This window comes from Pelagibius sp., from assembly GCF_028281305.1.
In the GTDB taxonomy this organism is placed as follows: Bacteria; Pseudomonadota; Alphaproteobacteria; order Kiloniellales; family Kiloniellaceae; genus Pelagibius.
Genome location: NZ_JANQKD010000039.1, coordinates 1 through 24,559, shown reverse-complemented (window position 1 = coordinate 24,559; position 24,559 = coordinate 1). Strand labels below are relative to the sequence as shown.

38 protein-coding genes and 1 pseudogene are annotated in these 24,559 nt (G+C 64.4%); 16 read left to right on the top strand and 23 right to left on the bottom strand.

Going from position 1 to position 24,559, the window contains the following annotated elements; all coding sequences use genetic code 11:
• Positions 1-16: 16 nt before the first annotated feature.
• The 7 genes from Q0982_RS09655 (at position 17) to Q0982_RS09625 (ending at position 6,550) form a co-directional block, all read left to right on the top strand.
• Entirely contained in the window at positions 17-1,165 is a 1,149-nt protein-coding gene (locus Q0982_RS09655; protein WP_299394683.1) for a D-alanyl-D-alanine carboxypeptidase family protein, read from the top strand.
• On the top strand, positions 1,162-1,839 hold the full coding sequence (tmk, locus tag Q0982_RS09650) for a dTMP kinase (RefSeq protein ID WP_299394680.1): 678 nt from the start codon (positions 1,162-1,164) through the stop codon (positions 1,837-1,839). The genes Q0982_RS09655 and tmk overlap by 4 nt, the downstream gene beginning before the upstream one ends.
• Positions 1,836-2,915: a DNA polymerase III subunit delta' gene (locus Q0982_RS09645; RefSeq protein ID WP_299394679.1), complete on the top strand. Its 1,080-nt coding sequence runs from the start codon at positions 1,836-1,838 to the stop codon at positions 2,913-2,915. Before tmk ends, Q0982_RS09645 begins: the two co-directional genes overlap by 4 nt.
• Before the next feature lie 81 nt (positions 2,916-2,996).
• The gene (metG, locus tag Q0982_RS09640; RefSeq protein WP_299394676.1) at positions 2,997-4,565 is read left to right on the top strand and encodes a methionine--tRNA ligase; all 1,569 of its coding nucleotides are present in this window, start codon (positions 2,997-2,999) and stop codon (positions 4,563-4,565) included.
• Entirely contained in the window at positions 4,565-5,377 is an 813-nt protein-coding gene (locus tag Q0982_RS09635; protein ID WP_299394674.1) for a TatD family hydrolase, read from the top strand. Before metG ends, Q0982_RS09635 begins: the two co-directional genes overlap by 1 nt.
• 19 nt (positions 5,378-5,396) lie before the next feature.
• Positions 5,397-6,194 (top strand): MBL fold metallo-hydrolase, encoded by a 798-nt coding sequence (locus Q0982_RS09630; RefSeq protein WP_299394671.1) that lies wholly within the window; start codon positions 5,397-5,399, stop codon positions 6,192-6,194.
• Between the two features lie 38 nt (positions 6,195-6,232).
• Positions 6,233-6,550: a hypothetical protein gene (locus Q0982_RS09625; protein WP_299394670.1), complete on the top strand. Its 318-nt coding sequence runs from the start codon at positions 6,233-6,235 to the stop codon at positions 6,548-6,550.
• A gap of 43 nt (positions 6,551-6,593) precedes the next feature.
• On the opposite strand, the gene Q0982_RS09620 is transcribed toward Q0982_RS09625, so the two are convergent.
• Positions 6,594-8,543, bottom strand: a complete 1,950-nt coding sequence (locus tag Q0982_RS09620) for an ABC transporter substrate-binding protein (RefSeq protein WP_299394667.1) — start codon at positions 8,541-8,543, stop codon at positions 6,594-6,596.
• Positions 8,544-8,721: 178 nt separating this feature from the next.
• Here Q0982_RS09620 and Q0982_RS09615 point away from each other — a divergent pair, with 178 nt between their 5' ends.
• From Q0982_RS09615 to Q0982_RS09595, 5 genes are all read left to right on the top strand, one after another.
• The gene (locus Q0982_RS09615) at positions 8,722-9,216 is read left to right on the top strand and encodes a GNAT family N-acetyltransferase (RefSeq protein WP_299394666.1); all 495 of its coding nucleotides are present in this window, start codon (positions 8,722-8,724) and stop codon (positions 9,214-9,216) included.
• Positions 9,217-9,483: 267 nt separating this feature from the next.
• Positions 9,484-9,876, top strand: coding sequence for a DUF1127 domain-containing protein (locus tag Q0982_RS09610; protein WP_299394663.1), 393 nt, complete (start codon positions 9,484-9,486; stop codon positions 9,874-9,876).
• 325 nt (positions 9,877-10,201) lie between these two features.
• The gene (locus Q0982_RS09605; RefSeq protein WP_299394661.1) at positions 10,202-10,657 is read left to right on the top strand and encodes a helix-turn-helix domain-containing protein; all 456 of its coding nucleotides are present in this window, start codon (positions 10,202-10,204) and stop codon (positions 10,655-10,657) included.
• A 3-nt stretch (positions 10,658-10,660) separates the two neighbouring features.
• Positions 10,661-10,915, top strand: a complete 255-nt coding sequence (locus Q0982_RS09600) for a hypothetical protein (RefSeq protein ID WP_299394660.1) — start codon at positions 10,661-10,663, stop codon at positions 10,913-10,915.
• Positions 10,916-11,092: 177 nt separating this feature from the next.
• Complete coding sequence (locus Q0982_RS09595) at positions 11,093-11,374, top strand: hypothetical protein (RefSeq protein WP_299394657.1); 282 nt, start codon at positions 11,093-11,095, stop codon at positions 11,372-11,374.
• A 113-nt stretch (positions 11,375-11,487) separates the two neighbouring features.
• On the opposite strand, the gene Q0982_RS09590 is transcribed toward Q0982_RS09595, so the two are convergent.
• The 20 genes from Q0982_RS09590 to Q0982_RS09495 form a co-directional block, all read right to left on the bottom strand.
• On the bottom strand, positions 11,488-11,628 hold the full coding sequence (locus tag Q0982_RS09590) for a hypothetical protein (protein ID WP_299394655.1): 141 nt from the start codon (positions 11,626-11,628) through the stop codon (positions 11,488-11,490).
• A 9-nt stretch (positions 11,629-11,637) separates the two neighbouring features.
• Positions 11,638-11,979 carry a hypothetical protein gene (locus Q0982_RS09585; RefSeq protein WP_299394653.1) on the bottom strand — a complete coding sequence of 114 codons (342 nt, stop codon included), beginning with the start codon at positions 11,977-11,979 and terminating at the stop codon, positions 11,638-11,640.
• Between the two features lie 4 nt (positions 11,980-11,983).
• Complete coding sequence (locus Q0982_RS09580) at positions 11,984-12,214, bottom strand: hypothetical protein (protein ID WP_299394652.1); 231 nt, start codon at positions 12,212-12,214, stop codon at positions 11,984-11,986.
• A gap of 8 nt (positions 12,215-12,222) precedes the next feature.
• Positions 12,223-12,387 (bottom strand): hypothetical protein, encoded by a 165-nt coding sequence (locus Q0982_RS09575; RefSeq protein ID WP_299394649.1) that lies wholly within the window; start codon positions 12,385-12,387, stop codon positions 12,223-12,225.
• The gene (locus tag Q0982_RS09570) at positions 12,384-12,554 is read right to left on the bottom strand and encodes a hypothetical protein (protein WP_299394647.1); all 171 of its coding nucleotides are present in this window, start codon (positions 12,552-12,554) and stop codon (positions 12,384-12,386) included. Before Q0982_RS09570 ends, Q0982_RS09575 begins: the two co-directional genes overlap by 4 nt.
• Entirely contained in the window at positions 12,554-13,072 is a 519-nt protein-coding gene (locus Q0982_RS09565; protein ID WP_299394644.1) for a lytic transglycosylase domain-containing protein, read from the bottom strand. Before Q0982_RS09565 ends, Q0982_RS09570 begins: the two co-directional genes overlap by 1 nt.
• Before the next feature lies 1 nt (position 13,073).
• Positions 13,074-13,634: a hypothetical protein gene (locus Q0982_RS09560; RefSeq protein ID WP_299394642.1), complete on the bottom strand. Its 561-nt coding sequence runs from the start codon at positions 13,632-13,634 to the stop codon at positions 13,074-13,076.
• A complete protein-coding gene (locus Q0982_RS09555; protein WP_299394639.1) occupies positions 13,631-14,209 on the bottom strand; it encodes a hypothetical protein in 579 nt (192 codons plus the stop codon). The genes Q0982_RS09560 and Q0982_RS09555 overlap by 4 nt, the downstream gene beginning before the upstream one ends.
• 2 nt (positions 14,210-14,211) lie before the next feature.
• Positions 14,212-14,568, bottom strand: a complete 357-nt coding sequence (locus Q0982_RS09550) for a hypothetical protein (RefSeq protein WP_299394637.1) — start codon at positions 14,566-14,568, stop codon at positions 14,212-14,214.
• Entirely contained in the window at positions 14,558-14,971 is a 414-nt protein-coding gene (locus Q0982_RS09545) for a hypothetical protein (RefSeq protein WP_299394634.1), read from the bottom strand. Before Q0982_RS09545 ends, Q0982_RS09550 begins: the two co-directional genes overlap by 11 nt.
• Positions 14,947-15,222 (bottom strand): hypothetical protein, encoded by a 276-nt coding sequence (locus tag Q0982_RS09540; RefSeq protein WP_299394633.1) that lies wholly within the window; start codon positions 15,220-15,222, stop codon positions 14,947-14,949. Before Q0982_RS09540 ends, Q0982_RS09545 begins: the two co-directional genes overlap by 25 nt.
• Before the next feature lie 20 nt (positions 15,223-15,242).
• Positions 15,243-15,518 (bottom strand): hypothetical protein, encoded by a 276-nt coding sequence (locus Q0982_RS09535; protein ID WP_299394631.1) that lies wholly within the window; start codon positions 15,516-15,518, stop codon positions 15,243-15,245.
• Positions 15,519-15,532: 14 nt separating this feature from the next.
• Positions 15,533-16,366 carry a major capsid protein P2 gene (locus Q0982_RS09530; protein ID WP_299394630.1) on the bottom strand — a complete coding sequence of 278 codons (834 nt, stop codon included), beginning with the start codon at positions 16,364-16,366 and terminating at the stop codon, positions 15,533-15,535.
• 33 nt (positions 16,367-16,399) lie between these two features.
• Positions 16,400-16,528 (bottom strand): hypothetical protein, encoded by a 129-nt coding sequence (locus tag Q0982_RS09525; protein WP_299394627.1) that lies wholly within the window; start codon positions 16,526-16,528, stop codon positions 16,400-16,402.
• Between the two features lie 229 nt (positions 16,529-16,757).
• The gene (locus Q0982_RS09520) at positions 16,758-17,399 is read right to left on the bottom strand and encodes a DUF87 domain-containing protein (protein ID WP_299394625.1); all 642 of its coding nucleotides are present in this window, start codon (positions 17,397-17,399) and stop codon (positions 16,758-16,760) included.
• Positions 17,396-17,881 carry a hypothetical protein gene (locus Q0982_RS09515; RefSeq protein ID WP_299394623.1) on the bottom strand — a complete coding sequence of 162 codons (486 nt, stop codon included), beginning with the start codon at positions 17,879-17,881 and terminating at the stop codon, positions 17,396-17,398. Before Q0982_RS09515 ends, Q0982_RS09520 begins: the two co-directional genes overlap by 4 nt.
• Positions 17,847-18,104 (bottom strand): hypothetical protein, encoded by a 258-nt coding sequence (locus tag Q0982_RS09510; protein ID WP_299394620.1) that lies wholly within the window; start codon positions 18,102-18,104, stop codon positions 17,847-17,849. Before Q0982_RS09510 ends, Q0982_RS09515 begins: the two co-directional genes overlap by 35 nt.
• A gap of 49 nt (positions 18,105-18,153) precedes the next feature.
• Positions 18,154-18,351, bottom strand: coding sequence for a hypothetical protein (locus tag Q0982_RS09505; protein ID WP_299394618.1), 198 nt, complete (start codon positions 18,349-18,351; stop codon positions 18,154-18,156).
• A complete protein-coding gene (locus Q0982_RS09500) occupies positions 18,314-19,474 on the bottom strand; it encodes a hypothetical protein (RefSeq protein WP_299394615.1) in 1,161 nt (386 codons plus the stop codon). The genes Q0982_RS09505 and Q0982_RS09500 overlap by 38 nt, the downstream gene beginning before the upstream one ends.
• Before the next feature lie 349 nt (positions 19,475-19,823).
• Entirely contained in the window at positions 19,824-20,240 is a 417-nt protein-coding gene (locus tag Q0982_RS09495; protein WP_299394613.1) for a DUF736 domain-containing protein, read from the bottom strand.
• 492 nt (positions 20,241-20,732) lie between these two features.
• Between Q0982_RS09495 and Q0982_RS09490 the strand changes: the two genes are divergently transcribed.
• Both Q0982_RS09490 and Q0982_RS09485 read left to right on the top strand, forming a co-directional pair.
• A complete protein-coding gene (locus tag Q0982_RS09490; protein WP_299394611.1) occupies positions 20,733-21,299 on the top strand; it encodes a hypothetical protein in 567 nt (188 codons plus the stop codon).
• 139 nt (positions 21,300-21,438) lie between these two features.
• The gene (locus tag Q0982_RS09485) at positions 21,439-22,071 is read left to right on the top strand and encodes a CARDB domain-containing protein (protein WP_299394609.1); all 633 of its coding nucleotides are present in this window, start codon (positions 21,439-21,441) and stop codon (positions 22,069-22,071) included.
• Positions 22,072-22,155: 84 nt separating this feature from the next.
• Here the strand turns inward: Q0982_RS09485 and gph are convergent, their stop codons facing one another.
• Complete coding sequence (gph, locus tag Q0982_RS09480; RefSeq protein WP_299394607.1) at positions 22,156-22,845, bottom strand: phosphoglycolate phosphatase; 690 nt, start codon at positions 22,843-22,845, stop codon at positions 22,156-22,158.
• A gap of 125 nt (positions 22,846-22,970) precedes the next feature.
• Here gph and Q0982_RS09475 point away from each other — a divergent pair, with 125 nt between their 5' ends.
• Positions 22,971-23,591 carry a hypothetical protein gene (locus Q0982_RS09475; RefSeq protein WP_299394604.1) on the top strand — a complete coding sequence of 207 codons (621 nt, stop codon included), beginning with the start codon at positions 22,971-22,973 and terminating at the stop codon, positions 23,589-23,591.
• A 76-nt stretch (positions 23,592-23,667) separates the two neighbouring features.
• Here Q0982_RS09475 and Q0982_RS09470 read toward each other — a convergent pair whose 3' ends face one another.
• Positions 23,668-24,231: a PAS domain-containing protein gene (locus Q0982_RS09470; protein WP_299394603.1), complete on the bottom strand. Its 564-nt coding sequence runs from the start codon at positions 24,229-24,231 to the stop codon at positions 23,668-23,670.
• A 90-nt stretch (positions 24,232-24,321) separates the two neighbouring features.
• Here Q0982_RS09470 and Q0982_RS09465 point away from each other — a divergent pair.
• Positions 24,322-24,559, top strand: a pseudogene (locus Q0982_RS09465) (hypothetical protein); the annotation flags it as partial.

Genomic DNA, 24,559 nt, shown 5'->3' with positions numbered 1-24,559 from the left:
CGGAGGTAGCTGCACCATGAAACGCACCAGAACTTCTCTTTGGTTCGCGATCCTGGCCGCCGGCCTTGGGCTGTTCGCCTTGCTTGCCCGGCCCGCACTGGCACTCGAGACCCAGGCGCGCGAGGCGCTGTTGATCGATGCCCAAACGGGTGCCGTCCTGCTCGACAAGAATTCCGACGTTTCCATGCCGCCGGCATCGATGAGCAAGATCATGACCGCCTACATGGTGTTCGAGCGCCTGAAGGCCGGCAGCCTGTCCCTGGATGACGAGCTTCCCGTCAGTGAAAAGGCCTGGCGCATGGGCGGCTCCAAAATGTTCGTCGAGGTCGGCGATCAGATCCGCGTCGAGGATCTTCTGCGCGGGGTCATCGTTCAGTCCGGGAACGACGCCTGCATCGTCCTGGCCGAGGCCCTGGCCGGCAGTGAGGAGGCCTTTGCCGAGCAGATGACCGCCAAGGCCCGCGAACTTGGGATGACCGGCAGCACCTTCGCCAACGCCACCGGCTGGCCGCATCCGAACCAGCGGATGACGGCGCGCGACCTCGCGATCCTGGCAAACCGCATCATCACCGACCACGCGGATTTCTATCATTACTATTCGGAGAAGGAGTTCACCTGGTCTGACATCCGGCAGGGGAATCGCAATCCGCTACTGTACAAGAACATCGGGGCCGACGGCTTGAAGACCGGTCACACCGAGGAAGCCGGCTACGGGCTGACGGCCTCCGCGGTTCAGAACGGCCGCCGTCTCATTCTGGTCGTCAACGGCCTGCCCAGCATCAAGGCCCGCTCGGCCGAGGCCGAACGCCTGATGTCCTGGGGCTTCCGGGAGTTCGGCAACTACGAGCTCTTCGCGACAGGGGACACGGTCGACGAAGCGCCGGTCTGGCTCGGGGCCGAGAAGACGGTGCCTTTGGTGGTCGATGAAAACGTCACGGTCACCCTGCCGCGCAGCGCCCGCAACGGCATGGAAGTGGCCGTGGTCTACGACAGTCCGATCCCCGCGCCGATCCCGGCCGGACAGGAGATTGCGCGCCTGCGCGTGTCCTGGCCGGAAGGCGTTCCCGTAGAGGTGCCGCTGATGGCGGGGGAGGATGTCGAGCAGCTCGGCCCCTTCGGGCGCATCGCCGCCAGCATCAAGTTTCTCCTGCTCGGCACCCCTTGAGCGCCCAGGCCACAGGGCCCGGCAGTCCGCGCGGCTGCTTCATCACCCTTGAAGGCGGAGAGGGGACCGGCAAGTCCACCCAGGCAAAGCGGCTGTCGGCATGGCTGCGCGAGCGCGGTTTGTCCGTGGTCACAACGCGCGAGCCCGGCGGCAGCCCCGGAGCCGAGAGCATCCGCGAACTGCTGGTGACTGGCGATGCAGGCCGGTGGGATCCCCTGACTGAAACGCTGCTGCACTTTGCAGCGCGGCGCGATCATCTGGTCAAGACGATCCAGCCGGCCCTGGCGCGCGGCGACTGGGTGGTGAGCGACCGCTTTGCGGATTCCACCATGGCCTACCAAGGCTTCGGCCACGGCCTGGGCCGGGATCCCGTCGAAACCCTGAGCCGCCTGGTTCTGGACGGTGTTCAGCCGGACCTGACCCTGATTCTCGATCTGCCGGTCCCTGAAGGGTTGGCCCGCGCCGGTGCCCGCTTTGCGCAAGACGGCAGCGACGAGCATCGTTATGAATCCATGGATGCCGCTTTTCACGAACGCCTGCGGGAGGGCTTTCATGCGATCGCCGCGGGCGAGCCGGAGCGGTGTATCCTGATCGAGGCATCCGGCAGCATCGCGGACGTGGCCGCCGCGATCCAAGAGGCGGTGAAAGAGAAACTCGGGAGGTTCATGCCGTGAGCGACAAGGCGGAAGACTGGCCGCACCCGCGGTTGACCGCCGACCTTCTGGGCCAGCGTGCGGCAGAAGACGTGCTGCTGCAGGCGGCCCAGTCCGGGCGGCTGCCGCACGCCTGGCTGATCTCCGGTCCGCGCGGCGTCGGCAAGGCGACCCTGGCCTACCGCTTCGCGCGCCATCTGCTGGCCGGCCCCGCCGGTGACGCGGGTCTTTTCGGCGCGGCCGAGCCGGCAGGGCTCGCAGTGGATCCGGAGGATCCGGTCTTTCGCCGGGTGGCCGCAAACGGGCACAGCGACCTCCTGACCCTGGAACGGCGACCCGACGAAAAGGGCAAGCTGCGCAGCATCATCCCGGTGGAGGAGGTCCGCAAGCTCCTGGCGTTCGCCCGCATGACGGCGGGCGAGGGGGGCTGGCGCGTCGCTGTTGTCGACTCCATCGACGAGATGAACCGCAACGGCGCCAACGCCTTGCTGAAGGTGCTGGAGGAACCGCCGCCCCGGTCCGTCATCCTGCTGGTCAGCCATATGCCCGGCGCCCTCCTGCCGACCATCCGTTCGCGCTGCTGTCAACTGCCGCTGCAGCCACTGGCTGAGGACGCGGTCGTCACCCTGCTGCGGCGCCACCAGCCCGATCTCGACCCCGAAGAGGCTACCGCCCTGGCGCGCCTGGCGGACGGCAGTGCCGGCCGTGCCCTGGCGCTGGCCCGCCACGGGGGCCTCGGTCTCTACCGCGACCTCGTCGCGGTCCTGGAGGGACTGCCGCGGCTGGATGTGAAGGCCCTTCATGGGCTTGCGGACAAGTGGTCGCAAAGCCGCAATCCGGCGGCCTTTCAGACCGGTATGGAACTGCTCATCTGGTGGCTGGGCCGCATGATCCGGACCGGCTCGACCGGTGGCGATTTGGCCGAGGTGGTGCCCGGCGAGGCGGCCCTGGCCCGGCGCCTGCTGGCCGGGCGCCCCCTTGCGCAATGGCTTGGCCTGTGGGAGAAGATCAGCCGCCTTTTCGCCCGTACCGAGGCAGCCAATCTGGACCGGAAGCAGGTGGTCTTGACCGCCTTTCTGGACCTGGAGAACGCCTAGCCCCGGCAGGGAGCCTGGTCCTGGGCGCCGGATGCCATGTCGTCCGCGGGGCCGGATTGCCGAGCCCGATGGAGAGCAGCGATGACGGCAGGAAAGCCGGCATACTACGTGACGACACCGATCTACTACGTGAACGATGCGCCGCACATCGGGCATGCCTACACCACGCTTGCCTGCGACGTGCTGGCCCGCTTCAAGCGGCTGGACGGTCACACCGTGCGCTTTCTCACCGGCACCGACGAGCACGGCCAGAAGGTCGAGCAATCGGCGGAGAAGGCCGGCGTCGACCCCCAGAGTTTCACGGACAAGGTGTCGCAGAACTTTCGCGAGCTCTCGAAGCTGCTGCACTTCACCAACGACGATTTCATTCGCACCACCGAGCCGCGCCACAAAGCGGCCTGCCAGGCCTTGTGGAAGAAACTGGTTGAGGCGGACGACATCTACCTCGGCACCTACGCGGGCTGGTATGCGGTGCGCGACGAGGCCTTCTATGCCGAGAGCGAGCTTGAAGACGGCCCGGACGGCAGGAAGATCGCGCCCTCCGGCGCCGAATGTGAGTGGGTGGAGGAGGAGTCCTACTTTTTCCGCCTCTCGGCCTGGGGCGAGCGCCTGCTGACGTTCTATGACGAGAACCCGGATTTCATTCTGCCGCAGAGCCGGCGCAACGAGGTGGTCAGCTTCGTCAAGGGCGGCCTGAAAGATCTTTCGATCAGCCGCACCACCTTTTCCTGGGGCATCCCGGTGCCGGATGTGCCGGGCCACATCATGTACGTCTGGCTGGACGCCCTCACCAACTACATCACCGCGGTCGGCTATCCGGACGAGGCCGCCGCCGACTTCGAGACCTTCTGGCCCGCCGATGTGCACATGGTGGGCAAGGACATTCTGCGCTTCCACGCCGTCTACTGGCCGGCCTTCCTGATGGCCGCCGGGATCGCGCCGCCGAAGCGGGTCTATGCCCACGGCTGGTGGACCAACGAGGGGCAGAAGATCTCCAAGTCGCTTGGCAACGTCATCGTGCCCTCGGAACTGGTGGCGACCTACGGCCTCGACCAGGTGCGCTATTTCCTGCTGCGCGAGGTGCCCTTCGGCAACGACGGCGACTTCTCCCGCAAGGCCATGATCGGGCGCATGAACTACGACCTCGCCAACCAGTTCGGCAATCTGGCGCAGCGCGTGCTGTCGATGATCGCCAAGAACTGCGAGGGCAGGGTGCCGCAGCCGGGATCCCTGGAAGCCGAGGACCAGGCCTTGCTCGACGCCGCCTCGGCGCTGTTGCCGGAGCTGCGGGCCGAGATGGACCGGCAGCAGTTCCATAGCGCCCTGATCAAGATCTGGGAGGTGGTGGGTGCGGCCAACCGCTACATCGATCACGCGGCGCCCTGGACCCTCAAGAAGACCGATCCGGCGCGCATGGCGACCGTGCTCTACGTACTTGCGGAGGCCATCCGCCGACTGGCGCTGCTCTCCCAGCCGGTGATGCCGGATGCCATGGCGCGGATGCTCGACCAGCTCGCCGTCGATCCGCAGGTGCGCGCCTTCGATGCCCTGGAAACCCGACTCACTCCGGGAACTGTTCTGCCGCAGCCGCAGCCGGTCTTTCCGCGGTTCGTGGAGGAGGAGGCCGCCGCGCAGGGGAGCGGCGCGTGATGGCCGTGGCGGACCCCGCAGTGGCGGCCCGGCCGCTGGTCGACTCCCACTGCCACCTCGACTACCTGGAGCGTGACGGCGACATCGCCCCGGTGGTGGAGCGGGCCTTGGCCGCCGGGGTCGGCACGCTGGTAACGATCTGCACGAAGCTCAGCGAGTTCGACCGCATCCAGGCGATCGCGGAGCGCTTTCCCCGCGTCTTCTGCTCGGTGGGGGTGCATCCCCACGAGGCCGGCAAGGAAGGCCAGAGGACGCCGCAGCGCCTGATCGAGCTGGCGGCCCACGACCGGGTGGTGGGTATCGGCGAGACGGGGCTGGACTACTACTACGAACACTCGCCGCGCGATGCGCAGCAGGTCAGTTTTCGGGCCCACATTGCCGCGGCGCGGGACACCGGGCTGCCTCTCATCGTTCATGCCCGCGACGCCGACGACGATACAGTGGGGATCCTGCAGGAGGAGTACGCCAAGGGGCCGTTCCCCGGTGTCATCCACTGCTTCACCGCCGGCCCGGCCCTGGCGCGCGCCGCCCTGGATATCGGGTTCTCAATCTCCCTGGCCGGCATCGTCACCTTCAAGTCGGCGCAGGCGCTGCGCGACACCGTGCGCGACGTGCCGCTCGACCGGCTGCTGGTGGAGACGGACTCGCCATACCTGGCGCCGGTGCCCAGGCGCGGCAAGACCAACGAGCCGGCCAACGTGGTCTACACCGCGGCGGCCCTGGCTGAGCTGCGCGGCCTCGACCTCGCGGACTTCGCCGACATCACCACGGAGAACTTCTTCCGCCTGTTCTCCCGCGCCGCACGTCCTTGAAGCCCGGACCCCCGCGGCGATGAAACTCACGGTTCTCGGCTGTGGTGGCTCCGGCGGTGTGCCGGTCGCGGGCCGTGAGGCCGGCAAGGGCTGGGGGCTGGCCGATCCGGGCAATCCGAAGAACCGGCGGTTGCGCGTCTCGGTGCTGATCGAAGGGGAGGCGGACGCCGACGGGCATCGCAGCCGCATTCTCATCGATACCTCGCCCGACCTGCGCCAGCAGATGCTGGACAACGCGATTACTGCGCTCGATGCCGTCCTCTTCACCCATGCCCATGCCGATCACTGCCATGGCCTGGACGAGTTGCGGGGTCTGGTCTACGCGCGCCGCCAACCGCTCGACGCCTTCATGGACGCCCAAACGCGCGAGGCGCTGACGACCCGTTTTGGCTACGCCTTCGTTTCCAGCCGCGATCCCGAGAGCCTCTATCCACCGCTGCTCCACGACCGGGTGATCGACGGCCCTTTTCAGGTCGGCACCATTCCCGTGACACCTTTCCGCCAGCAGCACGGCGAGGAGACGACCCTGGGCATTCGCTGCGGTGACATCGCCTACTCGACCGATGCAAGCGCTCTCGACGAGGCGGCTTTCGCGGCTCTGGCGGGCGTCAAGCTCTGGGTCGTGGACTGTCTGCGCGACGATCCCCATCCAACCCATTCCCACGTCGCCCAGACGCTGGAGTGGATCGAGCGGGTGAAGCCGGAGCGCGCGGTCCTGACCCACATGAACGAGCGCCTCGATTACGACGAGCTTCTGAGCCGTTGTCCGCCAAGTGTCGAGCCGGGTTATGATGGGCTGACCGTCGAGGTGGTCTAGTTTTCTTTCTGCCTTAGGAGCGCCGGGACGGACCAGTGGTGGACGAACTGACTGCGGTTTTCAGCAAGCTCGACGTCCTTGGACAGATACTCCTTGGGGGCTTTCTGATCTCTTGTGTCATCGGGTTCTTCGCCTGGTGCGCGGTAATGATGACCGCAACACTGCTGCCCTTTAACACGGTCCCCGGCGCCATCAGGGGCTGGCTGCGCCTCAATCCTCTGAACGTGATCTTCTACGGAGATCTGCTGACGCCAAGAGGCTTGGCTCTGCGCAGATGGCTTCTTCGCGCGGTTCTCATCTTCTTCGGTGCGCTTGCGCTTGGGGCCGCTCTCGGGGCTGCGGCGTTACACGCCTGAGCGTGCTCCTGCTGGCTGCTGCTTGTGCTTCTCCCGATCCGCGTCAGCGGTCGAACCAGAAGCGCTCGGGCCGGTAGATGCCGAACTGTGCGCCGGGGTCCCAGTTGTAGATGCCTTCCTGCGGGACGTTGCGCAGGCTGCTGGCAACCGTGACCGGCTGCGGAACCTGGGCGACTAGGCCGATGGTGTAGACATCCTCGGCGTGGATCTCCAGGATCTCCTGCCAGATCGCCGACTTCTCGTCGCGCGACTTGGCATAGAGCCAGTTCTTGTAGAGATCGAGCAGGCGCTGCGGTCGCTCCATATCGACCGGCTCCCCCGCCTTGCCGTTCGTCTCGTCATACTGACCCCACTTCGGCCAGTGGAAGCTCTGCTGATGGATCGGCACGAATTCTTCCGGACTGGTGTAAGGCGTGGGAATGCCGTTCTCGTAGCCATACCACATGGTCATCATGGTCTCGCCGGCGAAGATGCGGTTGCGCAGCACCTCACGCTGCGAGGGCTTGGTGAACAGCTTGACCCCGATCGCCTTCCAGGAGTCGGCGATCAGTTCCAGGACGTCGACCTCTTCGGTGTTCTCGCCCGCGGTCTCGACGATGATTTCTATCGGCCGCCCATCCGGCAGCAGCCGGATGCCGTCGCCGTTCCGCTCGGTCAGACCGATCTCGTCGAGCAGGGCGTTGGCCTTCTCCGCGTCGAAGTCGGCCCAGGCCGCGCGATACTCCTCCTTGAAGAGCGGGCTGTCGGGCAGCACCGAGTTGTTACCCTCCAGCGTCAGGCCGTAATAGATGACCTGGTTGATCTCACTGCGGTTGATGCCGAGGGAGAGGGCGCGGCGAAAGCGTGCGTCGCGGTTCAGCTCCCGCCACTGCGGATCGTTGACGTTGAGGTTCGGATAGAGCGCGAGCTGCGATCCGCGCACCGTTTTCCAGAGGCGCACGTCGAAGCCGCTGCGCTCCTCGGCCGCTTTCAGGAAGGTATAGTCGGAGAAATGCAGGCCGCGGGACTGCAGATCCGACTCGCCGGCACTGGTCTTGGCCGGCACCAGGGCGCCGCCGACGACGGAGAGCACGAAGCGGTCCGCATAGGGAAGCTGCTGGCCGGAGGCGTCGATGCGGTGATAGTAGGGATTGCGTTCGGCGATGAAACGCTGAGAGGGCGGCTTGACCGAGTTGAACCAGGGCTGCAGCGTCGGCAGCGCCGGGTTGGTGGCCTTATACATGTTGCCCAGGCGATTGTGCAGCTGCGCCCAGTTGCGCGCGCCGGCGGCTGCCACCGCGGCATCGATCTCCGCCTGGTCGCCATGGGCCGGATGATACTTCTTGAGGTAATGGGCCGGAACGAAGAGATCGAGCGGGCGGGCGCCGGCGAGGGCAGGGATGAGGAATGGATTTGGCTTGGACCAGCTGTAGCGGATCGTCGTCTCGTCGAGGAACTCCACCTGCGGCAGTTCGCCGTCGACCCGCAAGACCTGCGGCGGCCCTGTCGGCTTCAGCGCATCATTGTTGGCCACGTCTTCCCAGTAATAGCGGAAGTCTTCGGCGGTGAAGGGGTGCCCGTCGGACCAGCGATGTCCCTCGCGCAGCTTGAAGGTGAAGATGCGCCCGTCTTCGATCTCCAGGGACTCGAGGATGTCCGGCTCGACCTCCAGCGCTTCATTGTAGCCGATGAGCCGCGCATAGCCGTAGACGTTGAGCAATCGCACGTCCTTGTCGCGGGTCACCAGCATGCGCAGCTCGCCGCCGTGCCTGCCGACCGAAAGAGTGGGCCCGCTGACGGAAACCCGCGGCACCTTCGGCAGGCGCTCACCGATCGCCGGCAGTTGGCCGGCATTGACGATTGGCGCCAGCGAGGGGGTTTCCTGCAGTGCGGCGACTTTGGGCGCCTCCGGGGCGCGGTAGATCATCGTTTCCGCACCCGCCGCCGCGGCAGCGAGGCTCAAAAGCAGAAAAGAGGCCACCGCAGCGGCCCCGAAGCGAACTCCCAGTGACATGAACCCGGTCCCTGAACGTATTGTTTTTGGGGTAGCATTCCCCGCTTGCCGCGGATTATAGAGCGACAGCATCGCATCCGCCAATTAAGTTGCGATGTCTAAGGTTTAGGTTGAGTGCGGCAGAGCCTTCTCGCCTGATGGAGCGGGGCCGGGCCTGAGGCTGCAGGAGAGGGGCCCTATGAGCGGCAGCGAGTCCTGGATCAAAGAGGATTACGAGGTCAGCACCGATCCCGGCCGGCTGGACATGACGGTGGTCCATGGCTTCCTGGAAACTGCCTACTGGTCCAAGGCGATCCCACGGGAGACCGTAGTAAGGGCAGTGGCCGGCTCCCTGAACTTCGGCCTCTATGGGCCGAATGGGCAGCTTGGCTATGCCCGGGTGGTTACCGACAAGGCCACCTTTGCCTGGATCTGCGATGTCTTTGTTCTTGAAGCCGCCCGCGGCCAGGGCCTTGGACAATGGCTGATTGCCTGCATTATGGGGCATCCGGCCCTGCAGGGCCTGCGCCGCTGGATGCTGGCAACGGCTGACGCCCACGATCTCTACCGCCCCTTCGGCTTTGAGATACCCGTCGAGCCCGAACGCCTGATGGCCCGGCAGATCAAGGACATCTACAAGGCCGGCAGGGCCGGCGAAGCGGCCTCTGCGGGCCGGGATCCGACCCAGGGCTGAGGCGGGAGTCCGGCTCTGACAGCCTTTGAGAAGCTTTGGTTACAGACCTGTAACTCCACGTTAATTCCCCTTTAAGGATGCCATGCTGTTCGTGCATTGCTGCGGTGCAACAATCGCGCTGCACAAATGCATCCGATTGCCCCATATGTGACCTGTCGGGAGCGGCCGGCCTTACGAACTGACTGATGGATCGCAGAAGGCCACGGGTTCCCGGAGTGCATGGTTTGCCGCCAGGATCGCTGGCGGCTGAAGTGAAGGAAGAAGACGATGAATACTGTTCCGATCGATCAGATCAAAGACCCCGTGGTCCGTGCCGAAGTCATCCGCTCTATGGCGGTGGCCGAAGGCGTGCTGAACCTCTTCACTGCGGTCGGCCACCTGGCCAAGGCCGCGACGGCGAAGGTCACGAAGTACATGGCCTACCGGCGGATCTACCAGACGCTCAGCGAGATGAGCGACCGTGACCTCGACGACATCGGGCTGTGCCGCGGCGACATCGACATGGTGGCCCGGGGCCACGACCCGCGGCCGCGCCGCGAGGCCTACCTGGCAACCGCTCTGGCGCAGCGTGGCGTGACGCCGGCGTCCTTCGCCGATAAGGGCGCCGACAAGAGCGTCGACCAGGGTGCCAACGACAACCGGACGGTCGAGGCAGCCTGACGCCGAACCGTTCGAACGCTTCCGTGCATCACGCGGAAGCGGAAGAAGACGACAGGGCCGCTTCAGCGGCCCTTAGTCTCTTGGGGGCAGCCGTTCAGGGGCGCACGCAGGCCCAGGCGGCGGCCCAGGAGGTCGGCGGCGCCAAGACTTCCGGGCTTCCCGGTATATCTTATATTTTCCATAATATACATTATGCGCGCTTTCAGGGGATGGGTCAGGCGCCGCCTCGTTCCCTGGTATTTGTCACAAATTCAAACATTTGCGAGCAGGTTGCGTAGCTGGATAAGCTCTTCGACCGTAGAGGGTTTGACAGCGTGACGGCGCAATGTACCCAACCGCGATCCTTCGCGGCTTGCGCCCGGAGGAATTGCGACTTCTGGCGCAGGCCCACGACGACCAAGCCGAGGCCCTGCGCGCCGCCGCAGAGCGCCGTCACGGCGAAATCGAACGCTGGGCCACAGCACAACGCGAGATCGCCTTTCTACTCACCCTGCCCGATCTGGTCGCCGCACGGGCGCAGTCCATGCCCGAAGACCGGGCCATTGCCATGGTGGCCGCAGAGACCGGCGTTGCGCTCGAAACCGTCCAGGTCCACTGGCGCCACGGCAAGAAGCGCCGCGCCGAAGAGGCCCGCGAGAAGCGCAACCGGGAAATCATGCGTTTGGCCGCGCGAGGCTGGACAAACGGCGCCATTGCCGGGCGCCTGGACCTGCACCCCTCCACCGTTGCCCGGATCATCCAGAAGACCCTCAGGGCCACCGCTGCCATCGCGGCGGAGTGAGCCATGATCCGGCTGGGGGACGAGCGCGGGCGCCCGAGAACACCGCCCGCCGACTGGCCCGACACCGCGACCGAGGACGCCATGAAAGCTGCCCTCGCTCACCTGAGAGCGCTGGTGGCACATTCGCCCGTTGCCCAGAGCTACCTTGATGACGCGGCGAAGAGCCTTGCCCTAGCGCAGATTGTCGAAAGTGAAGAGCGCGGAGCCTATTGGCATGCATCGGGCTACTTGAGGTCAAATAACCAAGAAAGCGGCTGATCTTCCTAGGTTGTCCAGGAAATCCGAAGCGTTCTCCTACCGATCCGGTTGACGCGCCCATTTCCGGGTGAGACATTGTTGGTAGCCAATTCAGCCCCTTCACGGGCTGCTGAGCGGAAAGAAACCTGAGGTCTGTCTGACCTCGTGTGTCCGTTTGCAGCTTGAAGGGGCTTTTTATTGACCAAAGAAGAGATTTTAGCCTGGGCACGGGCAAGGCTGATTCCAGTGGCCGCCTTCCTCGCCTTGCCCCTGATCTTCGCCCTCGGCATCGCCCTAGACCTTGGCCGCGCGTTTCAGGGGCTCCTTATCGCATGGCTGAAGGACACAGCGGACCGCCTCAGGGAAGCGAGCATGCATCATCTGGCAACCGCTATCGAGAAGCAGATCAAAATCCGCGAGCAGACAGAGCGTGCCTGGCTGCAGGACCGCCCTAGCGACCGATCACCATCCGGCCATTGATCCGGCGGCGCCTCGGCTTCTCGGCCAGAACCGCCTTTTTTGACGATGCCGGATCTGCCTTCACGAAGCGGCCACCCGGCCCGCGCGCCTGCGCCTTCCTGCGCCCGGCCATGTCAGCGCCTCCGGCGGCGCGTGCTGCGCCGCTTGCGGGTGGTGCGTTTGGCGCTCTTGGCCTTCACCACCCGGCCACCGCCGCCCTTCACGAAACGGTAGCCCTTTTTCAGTTGGCCATTGCGCTTGCGCCCTACAGGCATAGCAACCTCCTATCGTCTGCTGGAAAAGATCAGGACGCCGAAGACCAGCGCCAACAAGACGGCCACGGCCACGATGTCTTCGCCGCTGCGCCCTTCAGTGAAGAACCCCTTTGTGATGTCCACCTCAATGGGGTTCGCCGGGATTTCGTCACCGGAGATCGACACCAGCCGGTCGCCCGCGGGGTCGTAGAGCATCGGCTCAAGGCTGCTGTCATAGTTGACGTTGCCCAGCACCTGGTAGCCGGTCAGCAACACGACCTCCTGCAGGAAGACGGCACGATCCGCCGGGGTCAGGTCCGGCCACGCCGAACGCTTGAACCCACCCGGCAAGAGCGGAGACGTGCCGGTCATCGGCCTAGCGCCCTTCCTTCAGGAAGGCCCCGGCGATGCCCGACACCAGCAGGGCAAGGCCCGTCACCAGGCCGCCCTCGCCCCCTTGTGTCACGGCCTCCCCCGCCGCACCGATCGCACCGGCGATGTCGCCGGCTTCCTTGATCTTGAACAGCTCACCCGCGCCCAGGGTCAGCGCACCAAGACCGAGATAGGTGGAAGGCTCTTTGAGACGCTTTCGAAGGTAGTCGAACATGGATCACCTCACACTTTGATGTTGGGGTGGAAAATCTCGCGCCAGCGCTCCAGCGCCTCTACACGAGACTGGATACTCTCAATGGCGCTTTCGATCTTGCCGATGCGGTAGAACACCCCCAGCAAGACCGCCAGCATGCCTAGCTCGGCAATGAAACTAAGAACGTTGATCACCCGAGCCTCCTAACGGCGATCCAGGCCCCGACGCCAATGGCCGCAGCCCCGGCGATCTTCAGGGCGCCGTCGCCCGTGTCTTCGACGCCTTCGCCCGCAGCCTTCAGACCTTGGCCGATCAGCCAGACGCCACCGGCGATAACAGCGATGGGGATCAAGACAGGCATCAGCCGAGTTTCTCCCTGGCCTCGCGGTACTTGCGCCAATAGTCGTCCGTCGCCTTGCCGTGACCGGGACCGCCGTTGTAGGAGCGCACCACCCACTCGTCGGAGCGCGTAGACCCCCGCCAGCGCCGCAGCCAGTGGAGATAGGCGCAGCCGAAGTACATCGACACCTGGGCATCAAGCAGGCTCGTCGTAGAGGCCGTGTGCGAGTTGTGGCCCATGTCCACTTCGAGCCAGCGCGCGGTCCCCAGAAGGGTCTGCATCAACCCTATGGACGCATCGCCCAGGTGGGGCTCGTAGCGGATTGCAGAGGGGTTGAAGCTGCTTTCAATGTAGGCGATCCGGATCGCCATCTTGGGGTCGACGTTGAACTTGTGCCGGTCCACCGTGAACTGCGCCAGGGTCGCCACCGCGCCCAGCGACTGCGGCCCCTCACCCGCCAGCGTGCGCCGCGACAGCAGCGCGAAGGCACCGGCCAGACCGACCAGAAGAAACCCGGAGATGTCCTTTGGAGAAGGCATGCTAGCGCCCCTTCACGCCAAAGAGTTGGAAGAGGCCCGCCGCCATGTTTCCGGATGTCGCGAAGAACCGAAGAGCATCGACCGCCGCGGCCGAACCCTGAAAGTGACCCACCGTGTCATAGCGCGTTGCCTGATCGGACGCGTTGACAAAGAAGACCTCGGCGGAGACGACCTTGAACTTTGTCGTGCTGGCAAGGTTCGCAATCCGGACGATCCCGTTGGCCGACTCCGTTGCCGCCGCCCCCAGCGCCCCCGCCAACTGTATCTGGCCGCTGCCATTGTTGCCGACGCCGCTATAGTTCGGATTGGCCGAGGTGTGCGCCGCCGACGTGAATTCATAGTCGAAGCCACCGTTGGCGAAGGACCCGCCGCCCACCACGCGCATCCGCATGGACAAGCCCACATTGTCACTGACCGGGACGAGGCGGGAAAAGCGCACCTCGAAATGTTCATAGACGCTGATCGGGAGGTCGGTGAAATCAACGACGTTGGTGGAGCCGGAAAGCTCCCGCTGATCGAGCAAGCGATATGCGCCGCCGCCACCGCCGACGATGGCGCTCACTGTTCGATCTCCGTAACGGCGACAGGTTGGTCACTGGGCGAATAGACCCAGATCGCCGCTTCAGTCGAAAGCACCGCCGTCTGACCCGGCGAAAGCTCGATACCGCGCGCCGCACCCACGTTGCTGTCACCGACGCGGATAGCCACAGCGTTGCTCGCGAGGTTGGTCACAAACGCCTCTTTGCGGCTGTTGTTCACGGCAAGCACCTGCGCAGCCACACCCGCCAGCATGGCAACATCGGGATCGGTCATCAGCCCCGTGGGTGTCGCCAACTGAACCTCGCCCGACAGCGACAAGCGCGCGTCCCGCAACTCGCCGGTTCCGATGGCGAGGAAGACCGTCAAGTCCGCACCGTTCTGCGAATTGTCAATGGTGACCTTCTCGAACCGTTCGCCCGGCTCCATTTGGATGGTCAGCCCGGACTGAATTTCCTGGGGCGTGTCGTCATCCAGCGCCACATGAAAGGTCTGATTGGCGTCCAGGATTGCAACATAGCTGCCGACAGCGGGAATGGTCTCGGATGCCCCGGCGGCAACCGTGTAGCGGAACGTTGCGTAGACCTCTGCGCCAGCCATGCTCATTTACCTCGCGATAGGACGAATGCGGCACCGGCAACGACGGCTATGGCGGTGCCGGTCGAGAGAAACGACTTCAGGCCGCCCAACTCGCCCACCGCCGCCTGCGCCTCCAGGGCGCTTTCCTGGCTTTGCTGGACGATCTTCAGCGCCTCAGTCGCAGCGGACAACGCGCCCTCTGCCGTCTCGCCAGCGAAGCCAAAAGCGGTCTCAGCCAAATCGGCGTCAAGGTCTTCGACCAGGATGTCGTTGGTGATGTTGCCGCCATCCGTCGCGACCTGGGCCTGATCGGTCGCGGCGATACGGCGGTCTGTCTGTTGCGACTTGGTTTCGCTCTTGCTCGATGATTTACCGCCCATCGACCACCTTCCTCAGGACGATATCGACGGGCGCATAGCCGCGCCGCTGCGCCTTCCTGACCAGCCCCGCGCGCACCGTATGGAAGCGCACCGAACGGCAGCCATAGAGCCGCGCGATTGTCTCCAGCCTGGGCAAGAACAAGGCCACCAGATCGGCGCGGGAGTACCCGGCCGCCGCGACGATGACCATTTCGCGCCCCTTGTCGAGTTGCTCGTACCGCAGGAGAACCGTCCCAACCCGTTGACGGCCGAGGTGCGCGCCATAGACCGCCAGCCGCCCGGCTTTCACCTCGCCCCGATACCAGTCAAGCCCCACATCATCCTTCAGGGCCGACAGGTCGAGCACGGCCTGGGCATCCCAAACCGTTTCCGTGAGGCTCACTTCCTGGCGAAGATGATCCACAGTCCAAGACCTCCGACGATGGCCGCCAGCAACAGCGGATTACCGAGAACAGAAGACGCGCTGCCGGTGGTGACGCCAGCCGCCGCCGCGTCCCGACCCACCACGAAAGGCGCCGATTGAATGTTGGTGATGTCGCCCGAACGCGAGAAGGCCGGACCTGCATCACCACCCGCAAAGGACGGCGGCGCCGAAAGCAGTGAGAGAGGATCAAACGGCACGTCCGGCCCCTTCGGTTTGGGCGGCAGCGGCATGGGCGCAATCACGCGTCACCTCACCGCCGCAAGAGCAACAGACCGCCGATACCCAAGGCCGCAATGACCACCACCGTGCCGGTCGAAATCCCACCCGACGTGCTGGGCACCCCGCCGTTGGTGTTGAAGGAGTTTCGCCGCGCCAGATCATCGCGGGCCTGGGCCGCGTTGAATGCGGTTATCTCCCGCTGGATGTCCAACTCCTTACGCGTGAACTCGAAGTCCACAGCACGATTGAACACCCCCTTTGCGGTGTCGAACAGGTCGGAGAACACCGCCCCAAGATCGAAATCCATGGCCTAGCGCCTCCTTAGTCGCGGACGCCCAGCGTCTCCGTAAGCAGCGTGAACGCACCGGCGACGGTGATGTCGAAGTCGACGCGGAACTCGGAAACCGCTTTGGCCGCCGCTCCCTCGCCTGACACCATGGGCAGCGCATTGGAGACCTGCTGGGTGTAGTCGAAGATCACCGACGTGATGGAGGCCGGGACCGTCAGGCCATTGTTCGCGTAGATCGTGCGCGCCTGGGCATCGGCAAGGTTCCAGTGCTCCCGCTGGTCCACCGTCACCTCGACATTGCCGATGTTCGCCGTAAAGGCGTGCATCCGGAAGTAGGCGTCCAGCTTCGGTAGGGTGGTCAGGTTGCGAATGCCCACCGCCGATGCATCGACCGAGAAGCGCCGCCACTTGACGATTGGGCCGAGAGGCCGCGCCACTCGATTGATAGTTGCCCGCGCCTCCAAGGTCGGATTGGTGGCGCCCGGCGCGATGTCGATTTCCACCGTGAAGGTGTCCACATCAGACATGCCCCAGGCCAAGACCTCTTCACCGGCGACGGAGCGCCGCCAGGGCTCAGCAAAGAAGATCGGCAGGAAACCATCGGCAACTTGGATGCCGTTCACCTCCTGGATCGCGAAGAGCTGCGCCGCCGAAAAGACCCGCTGCACCTTGCCATTGATTTTGATGGCAACCTGCGTGATCTCCGCTTCCATGTTGGCGCGGGTCGGGCCGCCAGCGGTGGACGTACCGTACTGGATCAGCAGGTCGTAGTAGACCAGATCACCAACGGCCAATTCGAGCGTGGCCTTTTGGCCTGGCGCAACCGCATTGAACGAGTTGGTGACGACAATTTCACGGTTCGGCATGGCCGTACCCTCCGAGTTAGCGTTGAGGGTCGATCAGCCGTCGAAACCGTCGATGGCGTTCTTCACGAAATCGTTGTCGCGAAGAGCGTTCATCAGGAGCCCGGCGAGGAACACGCCGATGACCACCGGGACGGCGGCCTTGACAACGGAATTGATGGTCATGGTTCTGCCTTCTGTTGGGGGAAGAAAACACGTCTCAGGATGACGACGATCAGACCGGCCAGAACGCCTGACATGACAATAGTGGTGTCGATCTTCACAGCGCCGCCCTTAGCTTCGATCCCATCGACCTGGACGCGCCCGCGCCCACGCGTCAACCAAAAGAGGACACGACACCGGACACGCGACAGCCCGCCAGGGCCGCCGCGCGCCATTTGGGAACGAAACTCGATTATCTGGGCTTCGGGTTGCGCCCTGCCGAGGCGCCCCCATCATGAAATCGCAGCCAGTTGTGCGGTTTCAGAGACCGGATTTGAGCTTGATGCTCGCGCCCATAGACGTCCGTCACCGCCGTCGTGTCCTGACCCGCCGAGAGCGGCAAAACATAGGTCTCCGCAACCTGCCCTCGGAAGTCGAGAGACACGAGCGCCGGGCGTTGTGTGATGCCGATCACCCCGACGCCCCGGTGCCGCCCCTGCAAGACAACCTGCGTCATGCCGTACAGATCAGAGGGAAGCTTGGAAGCGGGATAGCCGAGGTTCATTTCCTCAACCACCAGCAAAATCTTTCGCGTGTCCTGACCCGCATCATAGGGCGCCTGGGCATCCCAGATCAGACACGCCAAGATATGAAGGCTTCGCTTGTGATCGGCGCGCGGGACATAGGCAATCTTGAAACCGCGCGCCCAGCCCGCCCGCAGAAGGCGGCGGACCTCTTCAACGCTATCGGCCCGGCGGAAGATCGACAGGGCCGCATACTCGCCCATGGGATCGAAGACCACCACCCGCCGATGTTTGCCGATCAGCCGCTTTGCCAAGGTGGACTTGCCGGACCCGCGCCGCCCGTAGATCGCAGTACACTGGGCATCCTTCATGCGAGCGCGGCCCCGTCTTCGGGTACAGGCTCACTGGCAGCCGGCGCAATCGGACCCGATGCCTGCGGCTGCCGTCGCGCCTTCAACTCCTGGCGACACCCGACCACAACCGGCAGCGCAAAGGCACCAATGACCGTCACCCGCTGCAACCACTTCATGCCCGGCTTCACCAGCCAATGCAGGGCCGGGGTCTCGCAAGCCGTGTCATAGATCGCACGGGATGCCTCTTCGGAGGTCGGCGCTTCCGGCGCGCCGCGCAGCGTGGCAAGACCGGTCAACGTACCCGACAACACAAACGCCTGACAAAACCCGGCGTGCCATGCATCGAAGGTCAGGAAACCGTCAGACGTGACAGGCACCGACGCTTCACCGGGAGGCTGTGAGGTCTCTTCCTGGCCGGGCTCCGGCGCCACCTCAATCGCGTCAAGGTGCGCGCCAGGGACTTCCTCAGAGGTTCCAGAAGGGATGCTCATTTCGTCCATTGTCCGATGTCTCCGGTTCGGGTTCAGAGGATAGCTGCGGCTTCGGGTCCGGGTGCGGGTCCGCCTTCGGCTGCGGTTCAACCGCTACCGGCTTTACCGCCTTCAAGCCCATTTCCGGCCACGCCTCGGGGAACGGGTCTTTCGACCCGAAAACATGCTGGTAAGTGCAGCCGCCGTCGATCTTGCGGCAGTTTCCGCGCACACCCTTGGCGGTGCGCTTCATGGCGACCGGACGACCGCAACGGAGGCAAGGATAAGACCCGATCGCCGTGTCAGCGCTGCCCATTGTTTCGCCTTTCGATAAGCTCGACACGGCGCGCAACCACCGTCAAAAGCCGCACCAGCCGAATAACCATCTTCGGTGCCTCCAACAACTGCCTTGCAGTCGGGAAGTGGATGAACGCTTCCGTGTCTTGTTGCAGGGCCAGCGCATCATGATAGAGCGGGGTCTCCGGCTTTCCGGTCATCATCTTCTCCAATGAAATGCAGGCGATCCCGCGCCCGCTGGTATTTGCCCAGGAACTTGGGCAGATCGGCGCGCATGTCCCGGACGATCCGCGCCGCGATGTCATCAGCAATTTCGGTCAAGCGGTGTTCGGGGACCCCCCGCACGACGGCATAGGACACGGCAATACCCGACAACAGACCCTCATAGGTTCGCCGCGCGACACCCCGGACAACACGCCGCGCCTCATCAGGACACAGTCCACTTTCGTGTTCGACCAGGGCATCACCAACAGCAGCCTTGGTGTGTCGCCAGATCGCATGAAGACCGCGCCGCGTAACATTGCTGTCCCGGTCTTCGGGGTCTAGGTAGCGGACCCGCCGCAGGGCCATCTTGAACACGTCACAAATCGAAGCGTCCAAATCTTCCCAGGTGGTGATCCCCCAATCTTTCAGGTGATCCTTTCCAGCGCGAACCTCGACACGCCAGACCCGCGCAGACCTGTCCGCCTTATCGAGCCCCCAAATCTTCCACCAATGGTCCTTACGCCTCGACAGCACCTCTGCCCGCTTGTCATAGACGATGATCTGGCGACCGGGCAGACAGCCAATCGTAACGGACGTGATCCGGTTGCCTGTCCGGACGACACCGAAATCGCTTTGGTCCAATCCGCCATGCTCTTTGATCTTCGTATGCCAGTGGCAGACGAATTGCTCCGGTATCAACCGGAACCCCGGCGCATGGAAGTCAACGCAGAAATCAACCCGCCCGATGCTCTCAGACAGCACCGAGGCCCCGAGCCCTTCCAAGGTCTCATAAAGACGATCACGGGCGCCCTGATAGCCGTGAACGGCAAGCATCATCGACTTGCACGAAACCCTCAGGTTCCAGTCCTGAGGGTCGCGCCCGCGCTTAAAGAACCACGTCGCACCGTCCGGGCCGGTGTCGCAGCGATACATGTAGCCGCCGCGCGCCCCGACCTGGCCGACGTGCATCGCAACCCTGCCCGGCCCAAGATGGACCAACTGATCCGCGTTACCCTCTTGCGCCGCTGCCTTGGCCGCTTCCAGGGCAGCGAGAACCGAAGCGGGGAGCGCGCCCTGAAAGGCAACGTCGAGCCCGTCAAATCCAGTGTGTACGATGTCCATTAGTCCGCCAGTCCTGTCATCGTAGAGGGGGGTGCTACAGCATCCCCCCGTTTGGTGATCTCAGCGCTTGCACAGATCATCGTCGCGATGTCCGAAGTCGCCGCGCGTCCGCTTCAGATACTCCCGCGCCGCCTCCGGCAGCGGGCTAAACAACAGCCGCACACGCAGGCCGCAGGTGGTGCAGTCACGCCAAGCGCCACACTTCCGAAGCCCACGGCTTATGTAGAGACCGCCGCCAAGGCGATTACAGCGCTTGCAACGCTGCCCGAGCAAAGGCGGGTAGCCGGAGACCTTCGGATCGGCATAGGCAAGGGCGGGCTTCTCAACCCGCCCTCGCGTGATCTCGTACCTAGAAAGGGATTTCGTCATCGGGCATGCCATTGCCAGCGGGGACGAGTTGCGTCTTGGCGCCGCGCGGCCTACCCCAGACAATGCGCCAGTGGTCTTTCTCGCCGTTGGCCTCATCGTCATCGAGCATGAAGGCCGCGACGTAAATCGGCTTGTCCATGTTCGGCGCATCAACCGTGATCGACAGGAAGTCTTCGCCGGTCTGCATCGCCTTGATCCAGGCCGCGCCGTACTCGACCCAGCCGCCGGCCCCGTGAAGCTTTAAGACCAGACTGGGGGAGTTGTCCGACCGCCTGTTGGCATTCGGGACCAGACAGATTTTGCCGGTCGCGCCGGGCAGGTCGAGCTTGCCCAAGTAGTACTCACCCTTGCCTTTGTCGGCAGGGAAGTAGACCAAATTTCCGACTTCACGGGACATGACTAGAACCTCTCTCCGATGGTGGTTAGGCGCGCTTCGCGCAGAGCCCCAAGGGTTTTTGGGAGGGGCAAGGGCCGTGCCAGAAGGTCGGGGGCCGGGGCGGAAAACGCCCCGGCTTCCCCTCCCAAAAATCCCGCTGGCAGGGGCAGCGCCAGCGGGCAAAAACTCGGAAGCGAGAGACGCGCGGTCGGACCGGCTGTGACCGTGACGGCAACGAAAATCTCGCGGTGTTTCATGAAGGCCCCTTGCCGTTCCCCTGACCCCCTTCCCGCTCCCCGGCGGTGGCGCTGTCAGGGGTCGGAGCGCCACCGCTGCCTACGGGGAGAGGCATAGACACCAGATCTAGGTGGAGGCCCGATATCCGGTGTCGTGGGCGCAACTGCACACCACATGTAGCGGAATGTCAATCGTTAATTAACGATTTAGGCTTAGCAACTGTTAATTGCCGATTTCCGTTGGTAGCATGACCTCCGATTCGACGTGGAGGTCTTCATGAGCACTATCGACAAAGGGTTTCACGGCTACCAGGACCCCCTGGACGAAACCCATTACCCAGAGGCCAATCCTGCCCCATTGGACCCGAGAGACGTCCCAAGCTGCGCCGATTACGTCGAAAAGATCATGGATAATCAGAGAATTCGATCCGCCGCCGAAGTCGCGCGCCGAATGAAGATTTCGAGCGCTGCTCTGAGCGCGATGATCCGAGGCCGGTCATTCCCAACTGAAGAAAACATGTTGGCGCTTGCGGACATGTCCGGGACCGCCGCCGACATCGCGCTAGAGCATCTGGCCCTTTGGCGAGCCAAGTCCGACCGCGCTCGCCTTATCCATCAGCGGAAACTTGAACTATTGCATTGGGCCAAGGGGATCAACGGGGCCGCCCTAGCCTTCTGCGCCGCCCTCGGCGCTTCGGTGATCACCGGCCCTGCGGAGGCGGAACAGACCGGGCACAGACTGACCTCTGATCTTCCAGAAGTATACATTATGCGCGATCCAGAGAAGGTTGCGGGGCCTGGTGTGTGTGCGCTGTCCGCCTTCCGGGCCCTCCCTGTCGCGTGAGCCTGCGGTCTGAGAGTCGCCTCTCAGCTGCAAAGCCTCGCGGACCCGGGCCGGGTTTTGAACCTTCTCGGGCATCGCCGCGACTACCTCACTGAATTCCAGCGCCAGGGCGCGCGACCATATCAGTGAGGTCAACACAATGCGTATGAATGTAAAGCTTGCCGGTGCCGCTGCAGCGGCGGTGGCCGCTCTCTCTCTTGCTCTGCCGGGCGGCGCCAGCGCTCAGCTCAACGCTCCGGGCGGTCTGACGGTCGGCAAGCCGGACATCACCATCTCTGTCGGTTACATCGGCAACAAGAACTGGGTCGGCGGCGGCGTCGTCGTGCTGGACGACATGGGTCCCGTCATTCAGACCCAAGCCGGACCCAATCAGGACATGTGCCGCTTCGTCCAGATGGACTACCAGCCCGGCAACCAGGGTGACAGTGACGCCGGCGCATCAACCACCAAGGTCTACCGCGACAAGGTGCTGGTCGGCGTGCATCCCTTCGGGCCGGGTTATCTGGCGGCCAACAGCTGGCGCCCCTTCAAGACCTGGCAGATGGATCTGCGCGAAGGCATGAACACGGTCGATGTTGTTATGGACGCCAACAAACAGGTTTCCGAAAGCAACGAGAACAACACCTTTACCGCCAAGCTGAACGTGAAGCTCGATTGCGACGGCGACGGCAAGATCAACGGCGTCGGCGGCTTTGAGACGAAGCCGAGCAAGCCCGGCCCTGGCGGGGATCCGATCAAGTCCCGCAAGCTGCGCGTCCAGCCGCGCGGCTAGACTCCGCGGTCCCTCTCTCGGCTTCGTTCGGTGCCGGCGTCCTGACTTCAGGGCGCCGGCATCTTTCTTTTGTGCGCGGCCAGTTTAGGCGCGCGCGCCGCGGAAGCCCTCCAGAAGCCCCTGCAAATCACCGAAGTGCGCAAAGCGCAGGTGATGCGGGATTTCGTCCGGCGCCGTCTTGCGGTAACCCTCCGTGAACAACGCGAAGGCGATGCCGGCGGCCTGGGCGGCCGCGGCATCCACCTCGCTGTCCCCCACGTAGACGACCTGTTCGCGCTCCGCCTCCAGCGCCCTGGCCACATGCAGCAGCGGCTCGGGATCGGGTTTGCGGACCGGCAGGCTGTCGCCGCCGACGACGGCCCGGATCGGTTCGGCCAGGCCAAGCGCGGCGAGCATCTGCCTGGCCGGCGCCAGCGGCTTGTTTGTGCAAAGGCCAAGACGGTATCCGGCTTCGGTCAGCGACTCCAATGTCATTGGGACACCGTCGAAGGGCTGCGAAAGCACCGCTGGAGCCGCCCCGTAGATCGCGTGGAACCGCGACGTGGCAGCCGCCCGCGCTTCGGCGTCGCCCGTTTCACCGGCCCAGTCGAGCAGCCGTTCGACCAGGACAGCGACACCGTTGCCGACGAAGCGCTTGACCGTCTCCAGATCGGGGCTTGCGTGACCGCGCTCGCTCAACAGCGTTGCGGCCGCCCGGTGGATATCCGGTGCCGAGTCCACCAAGGTCCCATCGAGATCGAAGATGACCGCTTTGACGGCCCTGCCCTCGTTCATCCCCCTACTCCCTTTGCGGCGCCCTGCCCCGCTCTTCCGATTGAACCTGCGGCGCGGCGGCTGCGACCGATGGTTAACGCCACAGCTTCCGGCCCTGGCCGGAGAGCAGCCGAAAGGATAGAACCATGTCCAACAGAGCGATCACCTCCCTTAGTGTGGCGGCTTTCACCGCAATGACGTTGGCCGCCGCCCTGCCTGGCGACAGCCTCGCCCAGGATTCCGCCAGTCAGGCGCGTCCGGCAGCTCAGATGAAGGTCGTCAAGCCGTCGAAGCCGCCCCGGCCGGCCACCCTCAAGGCACCGGCGCGCCCCGAAAAGCCGCGGCCCGGCCGGCAGAGCGGACCGGACACGCCGAGCCAGCTGGCGAACCTAGTTGTGATTCCCTTCTACAACAATCCACATGGTCTGCCGCAGGGCTTTCCCGAGCACAGCTACTGTGTGAAGAAGCCGACCGGCGGTACTCCGGTCCAGATCAAGTTCTGGATCCGCAATGCAGGCGGCAGCGACAGCGGCAGCTTCCAGTGGACGCCGAGCTTTCCGACCGCCGGCGCTGCGCCCGCTCAGGTGATTGCCAATGTGCCGGCCAACGGCCAGGTGTTGATCACCCAGGGCCTGCCGAACGGTTGCTATACGCCCGGCTTCTCAGGCATTTGCCAGTTCTCCATCTCCCTCGACGATCACGACGAGGTGGAGGAATGGAGCGAGGCCAATACCTTCGAAAACTACTGCGTGAGCCCCGCGGGCTGACCGGCGGTTCGGTGGAACCTTGGCAGGGGGGCGCCTTGAGGGCTGCCCCCCTTCCCGGCGCCGTGCTGCATTGGCCTCAGAACGCTGTGCGCGGCAGTCTGTCGTTTTCGATGTGAATTACCTGCTTGTCCTTCACCGCCCCGGTGATGGAATTGGGCCGGCAATCGTTCTCGATCCGCGAGAGGCAGCCGATGACGAGGCGGCAGTCACCTGCCCCGGCGCACATCGGCATCCGCAAGATCTCCACCCGGACGTAGCTGCGATCATCGTAGGTCAGCCCCTCGACCGAACGGATGCAGACGCGTCGGCCCAGGACCTGGTCGAACATCGCCGTCACATTCTCGAGGTCTTCGCCGTCCAGCAACTCGTCAAGATAGCGGTTGGTGTGTTCCAGGCCCATGATCTCGGTGATGCCGGTACCCGTGAGGCGGAAATGAAAACGTCCGCTGTCGGGCTCCTTCTCGGCGATGAACAGGAAGGGCAGCAGGCTCGCGATTTCGGCCGGATCCAGGTCATCGCGCAGCGGCACCCCGCCACGCTTCAGAGCCAGGCGGCGCCAGTAGTCGTAGAACTCCCGCGATCTGGGGCTGTGAAAGGTCCCCGCCGGGGCTTGCTCCGCAAGCATTTGGGGTGCGGCCATGGTGCAAGTGGTACCGCAGAATGCTTTGCACTCGGTTAATCATGGCCCTTGGTGCTGGCTGTGGTCGTCGGCTTTGGCTAGATTGCGGCCATGCCCGATGACCGCCCCACCGCCACCGCCCCGACCCCCGACCCGACCCCCAACCCGGCATCCGACCCGGCATCCGACCTGGCGTCCAGCCCCATCGGCCGCCTGTTGGATGTCATGGCCCGGCTGCGCGATCCGCAAACCGGATGCCCCTGGGACGTGGCGCAGAGCTTCGCCACCATTGCCCCCTACACCATCGAGGAGGCCTACGAGGTCGCCGGTGCCATCGAGCAGAACGACA

Bases quoted from the DNA above. Each gene is read 5' to 3' on its own strand.
- Q0982_RS09585 (WP_299394653.1), bottom strand. From the start codon at position 11,979: ATGACCGGCACGTCTCCGCTCTTGCCGGGTGGGTTCAAGCGTTCGGCG.
- Q0982_RS09510 (WP_299394620.1), bottom strand. From the start codon at position 18,104: ATGAAGCGCACCGCCAAGGGTGTGCGCGGAAACTGCCGCAAGATCGAC.
- Q0982_RS09630 (WP_299394671.1), top strand. From the start codon at position 5,397: ATGAAACTCACGGTTCTCGGCTGTGGTGGCTCCGGCGGTGTGCCGGTC.
- Q0982_RS09525 (WP_299394627.1), bottom strand. From the start codon at position 16,528: ATGACCATCAATTCCGTTGTCAAGGCCGCCGTCCCGGTGGTCATCGGC.
- Q0982_RS09515 (WP_299394623.1), bottom strand. From the start codon at position 17,881: ATGGACGAAATGAGCATCCCTTCTGGAACCTCTGAGGAAGTCCCTGGC.
- Q0982_RS09550 (WP_299394637.1), bottom strand. From the start codon at position 14,568: ATGGGCGGTAAATCATCGAGCAAGAGCGAAACCAAGTCGCAACAGACA.
- Q0982_RS09565 (WP_299394644.1), bottom strand. From the start codon at position 13,072: ATGCCTTCTCCAAAGGACATCTCCGGGTTTCTTCTGGTCGGTCTGGCC.
- Q0982_RS09485 (WP_299394609.1), top strand. From the start codon at position 21,439: ATGCGTATGAATGTAAAGCTTGCCGGTGCCGCTGCAGCGGCGGTGGCC.
- Q0982_RS09615 (WP_299394666.1), top strand. From the start codon at position 8,722: ATGAGCGGCAGCGAGTCCTGGATCAAAGAGGATTACGAGGTCAGCACC.
- Q0982_RS09530 (WP_299394630.1), bottom strand. From the start codon at position 16,366: ATGCCGAACCGTGAAATTGTCGTCACCAACTCGTTCAATGCGGTTGCG.
- Q0982_RS09655 (WP_299394683.1), top strand. From the start codon at position 17: ATGAAACGCACCAGAACTTCTCTTTGGTTCGCGATCCTGGCCGCCGGC.
- Q0982_RS09590 (WP_299394655.1), bottom strand. From the start codon at position 11,628: ATGCCTGTAGGGCGCAAGCGCAATGGCCAACTGAAAAAGGGCTACCGT.
- Q0982_RS09505 (WP_299394618.1), bottom strand. From the start codon at position 18,351: ATGATGACCGGAAAGCCGGAGACCCCGCTCTATCATGATGCGCTGGCC.
- Q0982_RS09500 (WP_299394615.1), bottom strand. From the start codon at position 19,474: ATGGACATCGTACACACTGGATTTGACGGGCTCGACGTTGCCTTTCAG.
- Q0982_RS09620 (WP_299394667.1), bottom strand. From the start codon at position 8,543: ATGTCACTGGGAGTTCGCTTCGGGGCCGCTGCGGTGGCCTCTTTTCTG.
- Q0982_RS09600 (WP_299394660.1), top strand. From the start codon at position 10,661: ATGATCCGGCTGGGGGACGAGCGCGGGCGCCCGAGAACACCGCCCGCC.
- metG (WP_299394676.1), top strand. From the start codon at position 2,997: ATGACGGCAGGAAAGCCGGCATACTACGTGACGACACCGATCTACTAC.
- Q0982_RS09605 (WP_299394661.1), top strand. From the start codon at position 10,202: ATGTACCCAACCGCGATCCTTCGCGGCTTGCGCCCGGAGGAATTGCGA.
- Q0982_RS09580 (WP_299394652.1), bottom strand. From the start codon at position 12,214: ATGTTCGACTACCTTCGAAAGCGTCTCAAAGAGCCTTCCACCTATCTC.
- Q0982_RS09610 (WP_299394663.1), top strand. From the start codon at position 9,484: ATGAATACTGTTCCGATCGATCAGATCAAAGACCCCGTGGTCCGTGCC.
- Q0982_RS09570 (WP_299394647.1), bottom strand. From the start codon at position 12,554: ATGCCTGTCTTGATCCCCATCGCTGTTATCGCCGGTGGCGTCTGGCTG.
- Q0982_RS09470 (WP_299394603.1), bottom strand. From the start codon at position 24,231: ATGGCCGCACCCCAAATGCTTGCGGAGCAAGCCCCGGCGGGGACCTTT.
- Q0982_RS09495 (WP_299394613.1), bottom strand. From the start codon at position 20,240: ATGTCCCGTGAAGTCGGAAATTTGGTCTACTTCCCTGCCGACAAAGGC.
- Q0982_RS09540 (WP_299394633.1), bottom strand. From the start codon at position 15,222: ATGCCGCTGCCGCCCAAACCGAAGGGGCCGGACGTGCCGTTTGATCCT.
- Q0982_RS09520 (WP_299394625.1), bottom strand. From the start codon at position 17,399: ATGAAGGATGCCCAGTGTACTGCGATCTACGGGCGGCGCGGGTCCGGC.
- Q0982_RS09555 (WP_299394639.1), bottom strand. From the start codon at position 14,209: ATGGCTGGCGCAGAGGTCTACGCAACGTTCCGCTACACGGTTGCCGCC.
- gph (WP_299394607.1), bottom strand. From the start codon at position 22,845: ATGAACGAGGGCAGGGCCGTCAAAGCGGTCATCTTCGATCTCGATGGG.
- Q0982_RS09635 (WP_299394674.1), top strand. From the start codon at position 4,565: ATGGCCGTGGCGGACCCCGCAGTGGCGGCCCGGCCGCTGGTCGACTCC.
- Q0982_RS09535 (WP_299394631.1), bottom strand. From the start codon at position 15,518: ATGGATTTCGATCTTGGGGCGGTGTTCTCCGACCTGTTCGACACCGCA.
- Q0982_RS09475 (WP_299394604.1), top strand. From the start codon at position 22,971: ATGTCCAACAGAGCGATCACCTCCCTTAGTGTGGCGGCTTTCACCGCA.
- Q0982_RS09490 (WP_299394611.1), top strand. From the start codon at position 20,733: ATGAGCACTATCGACAAAGGGTTTCACGGCTACCAGGACCCCCTGGAC.